Below are 16,338 nucleotides of genomic sequence, written 5' to 3'. Positions count from 1 at the left end.
TAAGAGGTAGTATATGTACAAGCCAAGTGTGAATCTTGGAATGCGGAGTTCCCAGCAAAAGCGTGAGTGAAATGAATTAGAAGTTCAGGAGGTAGCGGAATGTGTAGAGATTGGCATGAGGATATGGAGTACTGCAATAGGCTAGATGACACAGGCCAGAGTTTTATTTCGCCGGAGGTTTTAAAATACTGGCTCCAGCAAGCAGCAGAAGAGAAAAAACGTGCAGATGAACTCAGTAAAGCAGTAGAAGAAGCCATAGAAATTTGTGAGCAGGTGGAGGACTCAAATGACCCGTTAGAGCTACTTGAACAAGTGCTGATTCAATTGCAATTGGTGGCGTCCTTCCAAGGGAGGAAAAAGCATAATGCATAATAGTTAGCAATTGATAAAAACATTGACCCTATATCCTTGGTCGTGGTGGCGGTATGTGGTAATATATTCCTATAAACAGTTATATGTAAAAGGGGTTATAAGGTACGGTTTGATGAGCGGTCAGGTTGGTGCTCCTGAATCTGCATATGTAATCATCATTGGTCGGGTACCTGTCCATATCTATTGAGCGGATACATAGCTTGAACATCGGTTAAAGGAGGCTGAAATGGGACAAGAGAATGAAATTCAAGAGCTTAAAGATCGATTGAATGCAGTGGAGCAGCAGTTGGAGAAGAGATCAAAGTGGTTCAAAGCGCTTCGAACCGGCGTCATCATTATACTCGTTATTTATCTGCTTATGACACTCATTGGGATAATCCAATTTGTGAGCAATGGTTAAAGGCTGCCACAGGGTGGTCTTTTTCTTTTTCTGAAAATTAATCAAGCATGCGGATCGGGCAGCTCCTGAGCAGGATTTTTAGCCAATCAAAGACGTGTAGATGCGATTTGTCGAAGACTTTGAAAACAAATCCTACAACGTCAAAAATGGGATCATCAACGGCCTGCAGTTTGGTTTCCCTGACCTTGATGGCATCACGTAAGGACTGCAACGGAGTGATCTGATCATCGTAGCTGCGCGACCATTCGAGGGGAAGACAGCCTTCGCATTGAACGTTACTCAGAAAGTTGCCAAATCTACTGACGAAGCAGTGGCGTTGTCCAGTCTAGAGATATCAGAAGGTCAGTTCGCAAGACGGTTGGTGAGCTCCGAAGGGCAAATTATCGCCAATACAATCAACAATGGTGATATGCACGGCTCTGATTGGATCAAGATGGCTGAAGCGGTAGGAGTTCAAGGAGAAACCAATATCTTCTTGGATAACTCTTCTAGGATCAGCAGTCATGATATCTGCTCCAAATTTCGTAGACTGAAAAAGCAGCAGGGGCTCGAACTGGTTATGATTGCCCCGTTTTTTCAAAGTGGCGACTTTGCAAATCATCTACGATAACGACGGCTGACAGATAGTTAGAGGTTTTCGTGCTCCGTGGCTGGTCGAAGTCCACAAGAAAAAGGAGGGCCGAAAAAACATGGAAGTACGAAACGAAATCAAAAGGGTAATCGGAGACCTTTAAATGAAGGTAGAGTTCGTCGATAACGAAGCAACTGCTGCAGCTTACCGGTATGCCACCGAAGAGTTAAAGACGGTGGAGATATGAATCGATACGTCTGAGTTGACCACTCAACGAAAACGGGGCTAGCTATATTGGACCCGAACGGTAACGTATTTATGAGGATCGAGATACAAGCGGACGGTGCGTTAGATGCTGCATGGATCAACGATGTCGTTGTACGGACACTCCAGTTAATCAAGCTACCCGATAAAGTGGCCATCGAAGGATTCTCTCATGGGTCGACTGGTTCGTTTGTAGGACGATAGTATGCAATAGGTTGTGCAATCCCCGTATCGGACAGCATGACGAAAGCAGAATTAAGTCGAAGTAGCACCTACCCAGCTCAAAAAATTCGCTACTGGGTTGGGGAAGGATCAAAAGAGGATTAGATCTTGACTATATACAAACGTTGGATGGTATGGGAAGGAAATCTCATACATTTAATAAATGACAATGACCCCATATCCTTGGTCGGGCGGGGGTTAATCGGTAATATATTCCTCTCTATAATTATATCGTAAAGGGGATTGAGGGAAATGGCGATGGCATGGGGACAAGGAGAGCTCTTTCCAAAAGCAAATGAAGAGGTGCACAAAACTCCTGCTCGGAAAATATAAAGAGATGACGATGCTCTTAGCAGGATTTTGAAATAATCGAAGAAAATTTAAAACAATTGGCCATCGATGGTGAAGCTGCTCGCTGCAACGATCAGGAAGATCTGAATGCTGATAAGACGGCCAACGCTACGATTCTGATTGAAAAGCAGCGTTGGGTATATCAGAGATATCAGTTTTATACACATCAGCTCCGGAGGGTATTCGACTTGATCCAAGGTGATGATGAAAGGAAGGCTGTCGGCTTTTTTGATTGTGACTACATATTTTAAATTCTATTGAATAAAAAAACTTTAGAATTTTGTAGTTATAAAGTGAAAGCCTCTTCAGAGAACAAACGGCTTTGCTTATTTTTTTCGGTTTTTAAAATAAATCATGAAAGAAATTATAATTAGCAATATTCCTATTCCTATGGTGATATTACTTATATTCCAGATAAAATTAGGAGTGCTCAAAATTAAATATTTTAATTCGTTAGTATTAGTATCTAGTTTTAGGTAAAGTAGTATTTTTTCAAATAAGCCAATAACAACGATGAATATACCTGATAAAAAGATATTTGAGATATCTTTCAATTATAACTGACCTCCTTAGTAATTAAGATAAACCCAACCTAGTAACAGGTTGGGTTATTTATACTATTTTACTTTAAGACTATACCCCATATTCCATCTGCTTCACCAGAAGAAAGTTTAATAGGTGATTGCCCCCATACATCCTTAGTTCCTAATCTTTCATAGACACCATTGAAAATTCCAGCATATGTTATTGTTCCAACAGATACTTTATATCTAGGAGTGAATTGAAGATATCCTATTTCCCCTTTTGGAATGCTCCAACCATATGAATAGGTAACGGTAGCAGATGTAGACCAAGTAAAAGAAGCACCCATCTTAATATAATTCTTGTCTCCACCTGTTACGTTACTACTATAGGATTCAGTAGTTGTTTTACCATCTGCCTTATTTATTGTACAGTGAGTAGCGCTGTATTTACAGTCAATATCTGGAGTCATCTTTAATGGAGTTCCTAAGGAATTATAATTATTGGATTCTGTATAAAAGTCCATATTAATATAAGATAATGGGGTAACAGATTGATCTTGAAATGGTGATGATCCCGCAAGAATATTTTTTTTAGAATAATCGAGTGAATCGTTCAATAAATTTCTGTATTCCTCTAGGCTAACCTCAGATCCATCAAGATTGAATGCTTCGACGATGAAGGTATCATCTGTTTTATTATAAATAGCTGGTTTTCCATCTTTATCGACCAAGATATAATTTTCAGAATTATCATTAACGGCGTCGGCGTATGTGACATTATTAGATGCCACTCCAGAGAACAAGAATGTAAAACAGAGAGTTAGAACTAGTGTGATTTTAGACTTCATTTAGTAGACCTCCGAAATATAGATTTATTATTTGAAAGCTGCGCAGCAATTCAAAATAACCGCCCAAATTATACTAATAATTTGAAATCATTACCATTAATATATTTGAATTAAAGCAATTAAATGTTAAAATATTAAAAAATATTATAAAAAAGTAAAATATATTCTTTTTACTTTATGTTATTTTTTATGAAGTAAATTAAGAAAGGTTATCAGTTAATAAGGCATCGTATTTTTGAAAAGTTATTGGAATTGAGTGGAAAATGAACACAATATAAATAAGTATGACTCTACTATAAACACCGCTACGAATTTCTGTGATGGGATGTAAGCATAGAAAAAGACGAGAATGACACGCACGGCTGCATGAAGGCGGTATTTGACCGTTGCGTCGATTCTCCACAAGTTATTTCTAAGTGTGCAATTAAAAATATAACTCCCCGATTAGCAGAAAACATAGATCTAACACCGAAGAATTGGACCTTTGAAGGTTGGAATGACCAATCAAGCATGGGGCATTCTTGATACTTGGGAAAATGAAAGTAATTGGGTTTCTGGTGAGAAAAGAGAGTATGTTTTTGTTTATACCACTCATTACAAAAAATATCGTATTAATGTGACGGCTAACAACGGTGGTATATATGTAAGCATTGACGAATTAGAAATGATGAGTTAGATCACTGAACAAACTGAACCATCCACAGAGCCTACCGAACCTCTGACAGAGCCAGATAACAATCGCGCACTGCTTGAAACTACATTGCATAACGGGGCTATAAAATTTGATCTTTCAATGAGTGAAGTAAACGCTTTATCAATTGGTATGAAGATAAAGCATCAGGAAGTGGCTCAATATCATTCGCTATTGATAAACATTGGAACAACGAGGGGCAATTTAAGTCCATGACGGCAAGATGGTCGCCATGTCGCTCAGCTACCGGTTAAGGGAATCATTATCGCCCCTTCGGCGGCTTCTTTTATTGCGGCCATCAAGAAGCGTGGTATCCTGCGTGTCATTAAGGCGGCAAATGAGGTTGTGAATGGGATCCGTCACGTAGCTTAAGCATTAGTTGAAGGACTCATGAAATACAATGACTGCTGTAAAGAGACATTCCGGGAGTTTAGCTCCTATGTTTGGGATGAGAAGGCAGTTGCTTGCGGCTAAGATAAGCCGGTCAAAGAGAACGATCACAACAAAATGGACGGTCATCGTTATTTTGTTCATACCATCGTGAAGCGTCGGGGTGGAGTGTTCTTCCCGGGGCAAGCGTGAAAGGAGGAAAACCGTGTCATTACTGTCTCCGACAAATGAATATCAAAAGGAAGTTGAAGACATTATCATCCGGGTGCTCTAACTGCCGCATCACTGGAGGAAATGGAGCCGCTACGAATGAAACATCAGGCTGGCTAAACAGTGTCATAACTCTTATTGTAGACTGGCGGAGCGAAAAGTTATGACCTCAGCCATGTCGCTCCAGATATATGTCTGGAGCTGGAGACAATAAATGCCGAGCAGTGTAGATTGCGATAGACCCGGGATCTCTGCACTTCCTATTCCAGAACCCTTCGGATTTGATCCAGCATATCACCGGCAAACGCGATGAGTTCATCCGGTTCGGAATCCGCAGGATTCTGTGCTCCGCCGCTATATTGATGCAAGGCACGTTCGATAATCCGATGATACTTCGGAGGAAGCGTGCGCAGACCCCATTCACCGCCTTCTTGTTTGGAGGAAACCACGCCTTCCTTCAGATAGTACAGCACTCGGCACAGGTTTAGCGTGTAGTACATAGGAGAGTCAGTGATGTCTTGTACCGCACCCTCCACGTCATGGAGAATGGCTTGTATGTAATGCTGCCGGTCAACGTGGGTAAAGATCTCTTGAACGGGTTTGCCGTATAGGGCAATGCCCCGATGCAAAATCACGGTGTAATGGGCGGCCAGGTCGGCGTCTTGGAATCCGCCGCACAGGTAATCGTCATCGGTCAGGTACTTCTCGCGATGAAAGGCGGAATAGTGGAATTCAAATGGAGGTGGATAGACGAGCTCCTGCAGACTGGATTCCAGGACAAGGCTCAGCTCCAACCCCTGCCGATTGGGCATACCATCGTGGAACTTTATGATTTTTTTGGCCAGCCGTCTCATATGATCCCGGGTCAGTTTGTCCGCTACCACGAGCAGCAGATCGATATCGCTTGTGTCCGGATTGAAGCAGCCCATAGCTAACGAGCCATGTAAGTAAATACCGACCAGATTGTCGCCGAGCTCCTCCTTAAACAAGTCGACCGCTTGATCCAAAACCCATTGCGTGTTCAATCGAACCCCCACCTTTCCCCCTGTAAGATATTCATCCATTATGTTCGGGAATTCTTTCCTTTGTCAATCTATTGATCCGTTCGTCCGTTTACAGTTGGAATTGGGGAGAGGGAGTCTAATAAAGCAAGCAGGGGATCTGAACGTACATATCGAAGTGAACACGTGACTATGTTTTATATTGAAAGGACGGAGTTATGAATATTTTTCATGCTGACCAACCAAGTCATATTGAAGTATATGCAATCAAGAATTCGGACCAAATTCGCGATGAGACGTTCCGTGCCTTGTTCAAGACGTTATCGCCCGATCGACAGGATTATGTATCCAAATTCAGAAGAGCGAGCGATTATCAGCGATCAGTACTTGGTGATGCCATGGTCCATCGAATCCTTCGGGATAAGCTGGGACTTGACCCGATGCATATGGAAATCATAAGAAACACATATGGCAAGCCGTTCTTAAAGGAGCATGACAACCTGCATTTTAATGTCTCCCATTCCGGGCATTGGATTGTATGCGCCGTTAGCAGCACGCCGGTCGGGATTGACGTGGAGAAAATGGAAGCCATCGATATGGATATCGCCAAACGGTATTTCCATATAACCGAGTTTAACGCACTGCTAAGCTGTCATTCTTCCGTCCGACTTTCCCGCTTCTTTGATCTATGGACGTTAAAGGAAAGCTATATCAAGGCTGTTGGCAAAGGCCTGCATTTGCCGTTGGATTCTTTTGCGCTGGAGCTGCAAGGCAGCGAGTGGGCACCTGTGCTTGGCGAGAACGGAGAGACCTACTATTTTAAACAGTATGCGGTGGAAGAAGGTTACAAGCTGTCGGTGTGCGGCATTAGCCGTCATTTCCCTGAGGATGTCCAATTCATAACCGCTGAGGAGTTATGAGTTACGAGATATAAGTTATGAACGGGACCGGGAAAAACCAGCCCAAGGACGGTGCCCTTGAGCTGGTTTCTTGGCGTTCTATAATAGAGGTGGATCAGACAGGGCGCAGTGCCGGCCATGCCAGCTCGATGCCTTCACTGACGAGTTTTTGCTGGAAGCTGGCGAGTCTTTCTTCGTCGTTCCGGACTTCCGTCGGCAGAATATCATGGTCCAGGCAGTAGCTGACGCAATATCCCGCGGCCTCACCGATGTTCCATTCTACGGGATGCAGCCGGTAGCAGCCGTTCGTAATGTGGGTGACCCCGATGTTTTTGCTGGCAGCCAGCACATTCTTCATCCGTTTCGGAATTAAGCTGCCGAGGGGGATTTGGAACGGCAGGGACGAGATATCAATGTATGGGCGCTCGCCCGTGCTCGGATGCAGATCGATCCGGTAACAGCCGATGCCGACGGAATCGTGGAACGTTTCGGTAACGCCGTCTGGTCGCGATTCGGTTGCCACATGCTGCTCCAGCACCGTAAACTCGGCCTGAATTCTTCTCGACTCGCGGATGTAAGGATACATGGCCATCCCGTCTTCCGTTCCGACCACATCGGGACGCAGGCGCAGTCCGGGATAACCCTTCCCGCCATCCGGCCGAGGCACCTCGGTCTGCAGCCAATACAGCAGGGACAAGCTAAGCTGTTTGGCTTGATAGATATGATGGGCAGCGTCTTCCTTCGGCACATCGATAATGGAGCCCAGCCAGTAGTCGTTTTGCGGCCAGTTCACAAGCGATACCGAGCTTTCGAACGTACCTTCCGCGAAATGTTTCGGGTCCAGGATTTGCCGGTATTGATAGAGCGGAAACTTGCCGTGTCCCGGAAAGATCTCATACTCGACCGGCTCATTCGTGGACGGCTTGACGGCGGTCAGGCTTAACAGCTTATCCGGCCAGAAATCGGGTTTATACTCCCGCCAAAAATCGTAAAGGGCAGGCTTCTCGATCGTGTGGTCCTCCCCCTCCAGATAATCCACGGCAAAACAATACGTAAAGCCCTGCATATCCTGCGGCAGCGGATCGCCGTCAACGGCATGCGGTTCCCCTGTTTGGGATTTGGACTCGGCGCCGGTAACATATTCGATGCCCGCCAGCGGAAGCAAATCGCCGAGCTCGGTGGCATCCACGAAGAACGGAGCGTGAAGTGCAATTTGATCCTGCGTCTTAAGATGACGAATGGTTACGCTGTTCACACGATCCCCTGAAACGTCGGCAGACTCTGGCGCATATTGGTAGAGGATCTTAAGCCGACCGCTGTGAATGTACGGGGCCAGCATTTGTTGCAGGACGGCGAGGGCCGTGCGCGGCTCATGGCACAGCCGGCTCACGATACCGCTGCCGGGGTTTAATTGCACATTGGATTTGGCCTTGGGAGTCATAGGGAAAAAATCGCGGTAGTACTGGCGGACGCCTTCGCGGAACTGCCGGTAACTGCGCGTGCAGCCAAAGGATTCAATCCACGGGTGCTCGTCGGGCGGAACCGCCTGGCTGGTTAGCTGTCCCCCGATCCAAGTGGTCTCCTCGGTCATGATGACCGTCTTTCCTGATTTAGCGGCGGCAAGCGCAGCGGCTGTTCCCCCTGTCCCGCCGCCGAGAATGACGATATCGGCCTGCATTTCTCGTATCATTGACAGATTCTCCTTTTGGGATAGTTTCATACATGATCCACAAGATCAGCACAACAAACAAGTGACTATTCTAATTGTAGATTCTCTCCAGCAGGAAAAGTACGGGACACAGGTGACCTTTTTTGGTAATCTGATGCCGTTTTTTAAGGCTTATTGTCCGGTTTTGTATTTGCTGCGATATTGACCGGGCGTCATCCCCTCCAGCTTGCGGAAGGAGCGGATAAAGTTCTGCGAATTATTGTAACTTAGCCTCTCCGCAATATCCTTAATGGGCATGTCGGTTTCGACAAGCCATTTCTTGGACATTTTGAAGCGGTACTGGGACAGGTATTCGCTGAAGGACATATTGGTTTCTTTTTTGAACACGCTGCTAAGATAAAAATTGTTGTAATGGAGGCGGGAAGCACACTCCTCGAGTGTAATATTGCGATCAAACTCATTGCGGATAATCTCGATCATCTGCTCGGAAAGATTCTGGTATTGAGAGTCCTGGCGATCCCGGAATACACTAACCATCGGCCGGATGATGCGGGATTTAAACCAGCTTTCGATATCGTGATTGGTGTAGAGCCGAAGAAGCTCCTCCACGAGAGAGCTGTCCCGGATGTCGAGCTGCTCGAGCATGATCCCGTTCTCCTGCATTACGATCATCAGATCATTTAACAGCCGGATGAGCGAGATTTGATAATCATGCGGGGTCCGATCCTTCCGAAACACTTCGAGCAGCCACTGCTTTAGAAGCTCCACTGCTCGATCTTCATCAGCCAGCTTGATGGCATCAATCAGCTCGTTCTCCACCTGCATCGGGTAGAAATAGACCCGTGTGTGCTTGCCCGAGTTCAGGCTGAAATAAGGGATAATGACACCGGTTCCCAGCTTGATGCGGTGTTTAAGGGCTTCGAGCCCTTCCTGGTAAGCGCGTGCCGTTTTGGATAGGTTCTCGTAAGGCAGGCTGATGCCGATGCTGACCTCCAGATCGAGAACACTGCGCGTCGTCTTCTGGATCTCCTCCGATAATGTATAGATATAGTCATTGAATTCTTCCAGCGTGATGCCGCCTCGTCCGATGAGCGTAACCTGTGTGAGATCGATAATGACAGAGGGGAGGCGATGGGAGGAGGGGATCATCTCCTCGATGATATTGTTGATGGCAAACAGCAGCAGGTCACTATCCTTGCGCTCATACCGGGTTTCGTCCAGCATATCGATCTGGAGGGTAAACACCGCCAGGTGCTCCCAAGCGGATATCTGCTCCTTGAAGCCAAACAGCTCGATCTGCTCCATGACTTCGGGCGGACTGCTCTTGCCCAGAAACAGCTTATGGAGAAAAAAGGTGCGCACCTGCTGGCTGGTCTGCCGAAGCTCGCTGCGGAGCTTTGTGTTTGAATTGAACATATCCCGGATATGCTCATCGATGATTTGCAGCTCGCTCTTTTTGTTGGCTTGGATTTCCGGCAGACGCTCCACGATATTTTCAAAAATGTGCCGGATGGGCGTGTACATCTTCCGCGTTCCAAGCCAAACCAGCAGAATGCTGAAACCGATCATCAGCATGCAGATATACAGCGTAAACCAGCCGATGGAGCGGGACTCCTTGGTAATGGCGGACATTTCGGTAAAGGAGGCATACAACCAGCCGTTAAAATCGGACCGGACGAACGTTACGGACACCGGCTTGTTGTCAATCTTCGTCTCGAACTGCCCCGATTTACTGTCAAAATGGTCCAGCTCCGTCTCTGCATACCCGGTATCGGTCAGATATTGCCCGAGCTTTCCTTGCTCGGGATGTACAACGATCCGGTAATTATGGTCCAGAACCATCACCTCCCGGGTTTCGGAAGGGGTATCCATCATAGCCGCAAGACTGCAGCTGGGAATGGTGGCGAGTGCGACACCCCGGGCGCTGGAGGAGGAGAGCGGCATTTTCTTCACCAGCGCAATCGTGTAGGGGCAGGCATAACTGAGCGTATCGCTGGACCCGAGAGATTCCGTCTCGAGCATCACCCAATTGGAGTTCCCTTGAAGCTCCATGAGTGTCAGCAGCGTATCCTTGGAAGCGTATTCATTAAATTTGTACATGCCCCGGTTATTGATCAGCCAGTTGGTTGTCGTGTTCGCAAGGATGACGTCCGTAACCTTGGTCTCGGGTGATTGCAGCAGACTCATCTCTTCTCTCAGTTTGTTATACAATTGGAAGTCATAATAGGACAGGGGCCGATACAACGCGCTTTGCAGAATATTGGAATTAATGACGTAATTCAGTGTATAATCCACAGTCCGCAGCACCTGTTCGAGATTGCTGTTCGTTTGATTCATAATCTGGATATTGCTGCTGTTGACGTGGTTTTGCACGGAGGTGGATGATTTCATGAACGAGAAGAAGCCGAGGGCCACGAGAGGAATGATGCTGATGAAACAGCCGAACAGGACCATTTTAGAATAAAAGCTACTTTTTGGATGCAATAGGTACACCTTCCTGTTTAACAAAGTGTATAATCATTGTATGGGCAACCCGGGTTACATTCAATAATCATTTCAAAAAGAATAATCACTGTATTTGATCATCATGGTTTGTCATGAAAAAAGATGTACATATGTTAGGATCATCCCAAACACACGGGATCCGCAAGAAACATGGGGGAACGGAGGTAGAACGGATTGATGACCCGTCTGTCAAACTATGTCATTCTTACGCTTGCTATCCTGATGGTGTCGGCCGCGTGCATCAGCATGGCACGATCATCGGGAGCGGATGGCGGAAGTACGTCTTCTGATCGCAAAACCAGCATTTCGATTATGGCCAACCTGCACACCACCGAGGTTCCCTCCGATCGGATCGAGAAATGGATCGAGGAAAAAACGGGCGTTCAGCTTAATATTCAGTGGGTACCCGACGGGAGTTACGATGAGAAGGTGTTTGCTTCGCTTGCAACAGGGACTTTGCCGCAAGCGCTGTATCTGAAGAATGCCGCATCCTTATCCTATTTCAGGGATGAGATTCGGAGCGGGCTATTCTGGGAAATCGGCCCGTATCTTAAGGACTATCCGAATTTGCAGAGATTGAAGCCCGAGGTTTTGAAGAATACGGCCATCGACGGTAAACTCTACAGCCTGTACCAGGAGCGAGCCTTAGCCCGTTCAGGCATCATTTACCGTAAGGACTGGGCAGATCGCCTGGGGCTATCGGCACCGGAAACGCTTGATGATTTATATGAAATGTTGAAAGGGTTTACATATAACGATCCGGACAATAACGGTATCGATGACACCATCGGTTTGACGGATCGCAATGATCTAATCTACGGGGCTTTCAAGACGATCAGCTCCTATTATGGAACACCGAACAATTGGGGATGGTATAACGATTCATTGCAGCCGGAATTCGTCTTTCCGAAATATATGGAAACGATGAAGTTCTTCAAGAAGCTTCATAACGAAGGACTGATCAATGAAGACTTCCCGATTACCAGCAAGACCGACCAGCTGGAGCTGTTCGTAACGGGAAAAGCCGGGGTTTATATCGGCGCGATGGGAGATGTCCTGTCCCTGGAGTCAAGGCTGCTGGCGAATGATCCCAAGGCTTTGCTGGACGTTCACAATCGGGTTCTCGGGCCGGAAGGGTACGGGATATGGGCTTCGCAGGGGTACGGAACGGTGATCCTGTTTCCGAAGTCCGCGATTGCTACGGAAGAGGAGTTGAAAAGCGTGCTCTCCTTCTATGACGCGCTGATGAGTCCCGAGCTTGCAAACCTGATGTATTGGGGAATCGAAGGGATCCATTATACCGTTCAGAATGGCAAAGCGATGGCCGTGGATGCCTTTGAGTTAAGGGAAAAGGATGTAAAGCCCTATCAGGCTTTGATGGTCGGAGGATTCAGCACCATACCGGGCATGCAGCAGCCGGTTAACACGAATCAGGTTAAGGATAAGGCCGAGCGGCTGATTTACGATAATGAGAGTTTCCTCATTTACGATCCCACCGCACCGCTGGAGTCTCCGATGTATAACGAAATCGGCGTCAGATTGAATGAACGCATACGGGATGCCACCTATCAATTTATGTTAGGGATGATCGATGAGCAGGGTTTCGAGGCCGAGATCGACCGTTGGCTGGAAGAAGGGGGCAGGCAGATTATCGAGGAATATAATGCTTCCTACCGAAGCACGGTCGGACCCTATTTACATGATAAATACCGCTAGGGGATTGATATCCCCGGCGGTATTTTTGTTTTGCACTGCGTGAGCGATCTCATTGACAACATAATCATTAGATTTGATTCCGCGGCAATAAATGCCGGGCGTGACCGAACTATCCATATCCAATCTCAGGATTATATACGTACCGGGCTTCCCTCAACTAAGCTGTTTCTTGTCAGTTCCTATTCAAATTTAAAACGGAGGTCAGAAGATGAAGAAGAAAAAAGCCAGTACCATTCTGGCAATTGTAACCGCTTTATCCGTGTTGGCGGGCTGTGGCGGCAACTCCGCCCCTGCAGCAACCAGCAGCTCAAACGGAAGTCCTGCCCAAGGCGAGAACAAGAACGAACCGGTATCCATCTCGATTATGGCCAACCTCCATACCCCTGAAGTTCCCTCCGACATGATTGAGAAGCTGCTGGAAGAGAAAACGGGCACCAAGCTTGACATTCAGTGGGTGCCGGACGGCACTTATGATGAAAAGGTCAATGCCTCCTTTGCAACCGGAACGCTGCCGCAGGTGACGTATCTGAAGAATGCCGCTTCGCTTGTGAATATGCGTGATGCGATCCGTAACGGGCAATTTTGGGAAATCGGGCCATTGCTGGATCAGTATCCGAACCTCAGCAAGCTGAAACCTGAAGTGTTAAAGAACACGGCGGTGGACGGCAAAATCTATGCGCTTTACCGTGAAGTGCCTTTGTCACGCCAGGGCATCATTTACCGCAAGGATTGGGCCGACAAGCTTGGGCTCAGCGCCCCGACCAATGTGGACGAATTCTATAATATGCTGAAGCAGTTCAAGGAGAAGGATCCTGACGGCAACGGCAAAGATGACACCATCCCGCTGACGGATCGAAATGATCTGATTTATGGCGCATTCAAAACGATCAGCTCGTGGCTCGGCACGCCGAATAACTGGGGCGAGAAGGACGGCAAGCTGGCTCCCGAATTTATGTTCCCCGAATATATGGAGACGATGAAATTCTTCAAGAAACTTCACCAGGAAGGCCTGATCAATCAGGATTTCCCGGTTACCAGCAAAACCGATCAACAAAATCTGTTCATTACCGGAAAGTCGGGCGTTTATATCGGAGCGATGGGGGACGTATCCAGCCTTCATCCCAAGGTCGTCGAAGTGAATCCGGATGCGGAGCTCGATGTTCAGAATAAAATCGAAGGTGGCCCGAATGGCTTCGGAATCTGGTCGGTTCCCGGCTATGGCTCGGTGATTCTCTTTCCGAAATCAGCTATCAAATCGGAAGAAGAGCTAAAGGATGTGCTTGCCTTCATGGATCAGTTGATGAGTCCGGAACTTGGCAACCTCATCTATTGGGGGGTTGAAGGACAGCATCACAAGCTGGAGGAAGGCAAGGTCATCCCTTCGGAAGACACGAAGCTGACTGATCGCGAAGTGAAGCCTTATCAAGCCATGCAGGTCGGCGGACCGTTAACGATTGAAGGATTTTATGAGGCGAAGCATATGCTCCCGGTCAAAGCGAAATCCGAGGAAATGATTATGGAGAACAATGAATACCTCATAGAGGATCCTTCGGCTTCACTGGATTCCAAGACATTTAACGAAAAGGGCGTACAGCTGCAGGAGATGATTAAAGACGGCACGTATCGATTTATGCTTGGCGATATCGATGAGGCCGGATTCCAGGCTGTGGTGGATAACTGGCTTAAGAGCGGCGGTCAGCAAATCATCGATGAGTTTAACGTTTCCTACGAATCTTCCAAATAATGAACAAGCCAGCATCCCGAACGGCCGGAGACTGCCATGCTGCAGTCTCCGGCAGGCTTCGGGACAGAAAGGAAGTCTGAGATCATGAGCGAAACCGCAGTGAAGACCGGGTTGAGCAAGAGCGCCCGTAAAATACCGGAGACCGGTCGAATGAGAAGAATAATAAAAAACCGGGCGATCTACCTCATGATTCTGCCGGGATTTTTATACTTCCTGATCTTTAAATATATCCCGATGTCGGGATTGATCATAGCCTTCCAGGATTATCAGGCTTATCTCGGCGTTACGGGAAGCCCCTGGGTGGGGCTCAAGCATTTTGAACGGCTGTTTACCGAGCCGATGTTCTTCACGATTTTGGGCAACACGCTGCTGCTGTTTTTCTTGAACCTGGCATTCTATTTTCCGGTGCCGATCATTCTTGCCTTAATGCTCAACGAGGTCCGGCGCGAAGTGTTTAAACGATTTATCCAGACGCTGGTGTACATTCCCCACTTCATGTCTTGGGTTATCATCGTATCCATCTCGTTTGTCATGCTTTCGATGGATCGCGGCATCATTAATGAATTGCTGGTTATGGCCGGATTCGAAAAAATCAATTTTCTGATGAGCAGCGAATGGTTCCGGCCGATGTATGTCCTGCAGATTATCTGGCGGGAGGCAGGCTGGGGAACAATCATCTATTTGGCTGCCATGGCGGCGATTGATCCCGGTCTATACGAAGCGTCCCGGATTGACGGGGCGAGCCGCTTTCGGCAAATGTGGCATATTACGCTTCCTTCGATTCGAAGCGTGATCGTCGTTTTGTTGATTTTGAAAATCGGCGACGTGCTGGAACTTGGGTTCGAACATATCTATCTCCTCTTAAACTCGATGAACCGGGATGTGGCGGAGATATTCGATACGTATGTTTATACCGCAGGTCTTAAGCAAGGTCAGTTCAGCTTCAGTACGGCGGTCGGGTTCTTTAAATCGCTGATCGGTCTCATTCTGGTAATGCTGGCCAATTGGCTGGCCAAAAAAGCCGGAGAAGAAGGCATCTATTAACTACAGAAAGGTGGACCGCTATGGTACAAGATAAAACGATATCGAGCCGAATCTTCGATATCGTGAATTATACGCTGCTGTTGATCATTGGCCTGGTTACCATCCTGCCTTTCCTTCACGTCATCGCCGGATCCTTCACAACGGTGACGGAGCTGGCGCAGAAGCAGTTTGTCCTGTTTCCGACCGTTTGGTCCCTTGATGCTTACAAATATGTGTTTTCAACCAATACGGTATTTCGCTCGCTTGGCGTTTCCGTTGGAGTCACCTTCTTAGGCACCTTGTTCAGCATGCTGTTAACCTGCTTGATGGCCTACGGGCTGTCGCGCAGGGATCTGGATGGCCGAAATTTCATCATGTTCATGGTCTTGTTCACGATGCTGTTCAGCGGCGGAATGATCCCCACGTTTCTCGTGGTGAAGGAGATGGGGCTGATCGATACGTATGCGGCGCTGATTGTCCCTACAGCGATCAATGCCTTCAATCTTATCATCATGCGAAACTTCTTTCAGAACCTGCCTGAGGGACTGGAGGAATCCGCAAAGATCGACGGGGCCGGTGACTGGGGAATCCTGTTCCGAATCGTGATTCCGCTGTCGATGCCTGCCATTGCGACCATATCGCTCTTTTATGCGGTTACCTACTGGAACACGTATATGTCGGCGATTTTGTACCTGAATGATGCGGCCAAATGGCCCGTTCAGGTCATCCTGCGGCAGATCGTTATACTTGCCAGCGGCTTGGCGGCAGACACCTCCGGCATGGACGAATTTGTCCGGCCGCCGGAGCAGACGGTGAAGATGGCTGTCATCGTCATCGCTACGCTGCCGATTCTGTGCGTGTATCCGTTCCTGCAGAAGCATTTTGCGAAGGGTGCGCTGCTGGGATCCATCAAGGGATAGAGAGGAGCGAAGGTTGGT

Annotated in this window: 13 protein-coding genes; 9 read left to right on the top strand and 4 right to left on the bottom strand. The window is 47.3% G+C overall.

Going from position 1 to position 16,338, the window contains the following annotated elements; genetic code table 11:
- The first annotated feature begins 99 nt into the window (after nucleotides 1-99).
- The 3 genes from M4D81_RS02695 (at nucleotide 100) to M4D81_RS02685 (ending at nucleotide 1,382) form a co-directional block, all read left to right on the top strand.
- Nucleotides 100-372 carry a hypothetical protein gene (locus M4D81_RS02695; RefSeq protein ID WP_260064357.1) on the top strand — a complete coding sequence of 91 codons (273 nt, stop codon included), beginning with the start codon at nucleotides 100-102 and terminating at the stop codon, nucleotides 370-372.
- Between the two features lie 226 nt (nucleotides 373-598).
- Nucleotides 599-772 (top strand): hypothetical protein, encoded by a 174-nt coding sequence (locus tag M4D81_RS02690; RefSeq protein WP_216533722.1) that lies wholly within the window; start codon nucleotides 599-601, stop codon nucleotides 770-772.
- A 205-nt stretch (nucleotides 773-977) separates the two neighbouring features.
- Complete coding sequence (locus M4D81_RS02685) at nucleotides 978-1,382, top strand: DnaB-like helicase C-terminal domain-containing protein (protein ID WP_260064448.1); 405 nt, start codon at nucleotides 978-980, stop codon at nucleotides 1,380-1,382.
- Between the two features lie 1,420 nt (nucleotides 1,383-2,802).
- Here M4D81_RS02685 and M4D81_RS02680 read toward each other — a convergent pair.
- Nucleotides 2,803-3,552 (bottom strand): hypothetical protein, encoded by a 750-nt coding sequence (locus M4D81_RS02680; protein ID WP_260064354.1) that lies wholly within the window; start codon nucleotides 3,550-3,552, stop codon nucleotides 2,803-2,805.
- 496 nt (nucleotides 3,553-4,048) lie between these two features.
- Here M4D81_RS02680 and M4D81_RS02675 point away from each other — a divergent pair, with 496 nt between their 5' ends.
- Nucleotides 4,049-4,228, top strand: a complete 180-nt coding sequence (locus M4D81_RS02675; protein WP_260064352.1) for a hypothetical protein — start codon at nucleotides 4,049-4,051, stop codon at nucleotides 4,226-4,228.
- Between the two features lie 875 nt (nucleotides 4,229-5,103).
- Here the strand turns inward: M4D81_RS02675 and M4D81_RS02670 are convergent.
- Entirely contained in the window at nucleotides 5,104-5,868 is a 765-nt protein-coding gene (locus M4D81_RS02670) for an aminoglycoside adenylyltransferase domain-containing protein (protein ID WP_260064350.1), read from the bottom strand.
- A gap of 194 nt (nucleotides 5,869-6,062) precedes the next feature.
- On the opposite strand from M4D81_RS02670, the gene M4D81_RS02665 reads away from it, so the two are divergent.
- The gene (locus M4D81_RS02665) at nucleotides 6,063-6,764 is read left to right on the top strand and encodes a 4'-phosphopantetheinyl transferase family protein (protein WP_260064348.1); all 702 of its coding nucleotides are present in this window, start codon (nucleotides 6,063-6,065) and stop codon (nucleotides 6,762-6,764) included.
- A 94-nt stretch (nucleotides 6,765-6,858) separates the two neighbouring features.
- On the opposite strand, the gene M4D81_RS02660 is transcribed toward M4D81_RS02665, so the two are convergent.
- Both M4D81_RS02660 and M4D81_RS02655 read right to left on the bottom strand, forming a co-directional pair.
- Nucleotides 6,859-8,433, bottom strand: coding sequence for an FAD-dependent oxidoreductase (locus M4D81_RS02660; RefSeq protein WP_260064347.1), 1,575 nt, complete (start codon nucleotides 8,431-8,433; stop codon nucleotides 6,859-6,861).
- 150 nt (nucleotides 8,434-8,583) lie between these two features.
- A complete protein-coding gene (locus tag M4D81_RS02655) occupies nucleotides 8,584-10,896 on the bottom strand; it encodes an AraC family transcriptional regulator (protein ID WP_260064346.1) in 2,313 nt (770 codons plus the stop codon).
- A gap of 198 nt (nucleotides 10,897-11,094) precedes the next feature.
- On the opposite strand from M4D81_RS02655, the gene M4D81_RS02650 reads away from it, so the two are divergent.
- From M4D81_RS02650 to M4D81_RS02635, 4 genes are all read left to right on the top strand, one after another.
- Nucleotides 11,095-12,633 carry an extracellular solute-binding protein gene (locus M4D81_RS02650; protein ID WP_260064345.1) on the top strand — a complete coding sequence of 513 codons (1,539 nt, stop codon included), beginning with the start codon at nucleotides 11,095-11,097 and terminating at the stop codon, nucleotides 12,631-12,633.
- Nucleotides 12,634-12,841: 208 nt separating this feature from the next.
- Nucleotides 12,842-14,377: an extracellular solute-binding protein gene (locus M4D81_RS02645; RefSeq protein WP_260064344.1), complete on the top strand. Its 1,536-nt coding sequence runs from the start codon at nucleotides 12,842-12,844 to the stop codon at nucleotides 14,375-14,377.
- 150 nt (nucleotides 14,378-14,527) lie between these two features.
- Nucleotides 14,528-15,421, top strand: coding sequence for an ABC transporter permease (locus M4D81_RS02640; protein WP_233355169.1), 894 nt, complete (start codon nucleotides 14,528-14,530; stop codon nucleotides 15,419-15,421).
- Between the two features lie 20 nt (nucleotides 15,422-15,441).
- The gene (locus tag M4D81_RS02635) at nucleotides 15,442-16,320 is read left to right on the top strand and encodes a carbohydrate ABC transporter permease (RefSeq protein ID WP_071222846.1); all 879 of its coding nucleotides are present in this window, start codon (nucleotides 15,442-15,444) and stop codon (nucleotides 16,318-16,320) included.
- Nucleotides 16,321-16,338 lie beyond the last annotated feature (18 nt).

This window comes from Paenibacillus sp. p3-SID867 (assembly GCF_025142895.1).
Lineage (GTDB): Bacteria > Bacillota > Bacilli > Paenibacillales > Paenibacillaceae > Paenibacillus_AQ.
Note: the sequence above shows the minus strand (reverse complement) of the source record. Positions and strands in the feature narration are given on the sequence as shown.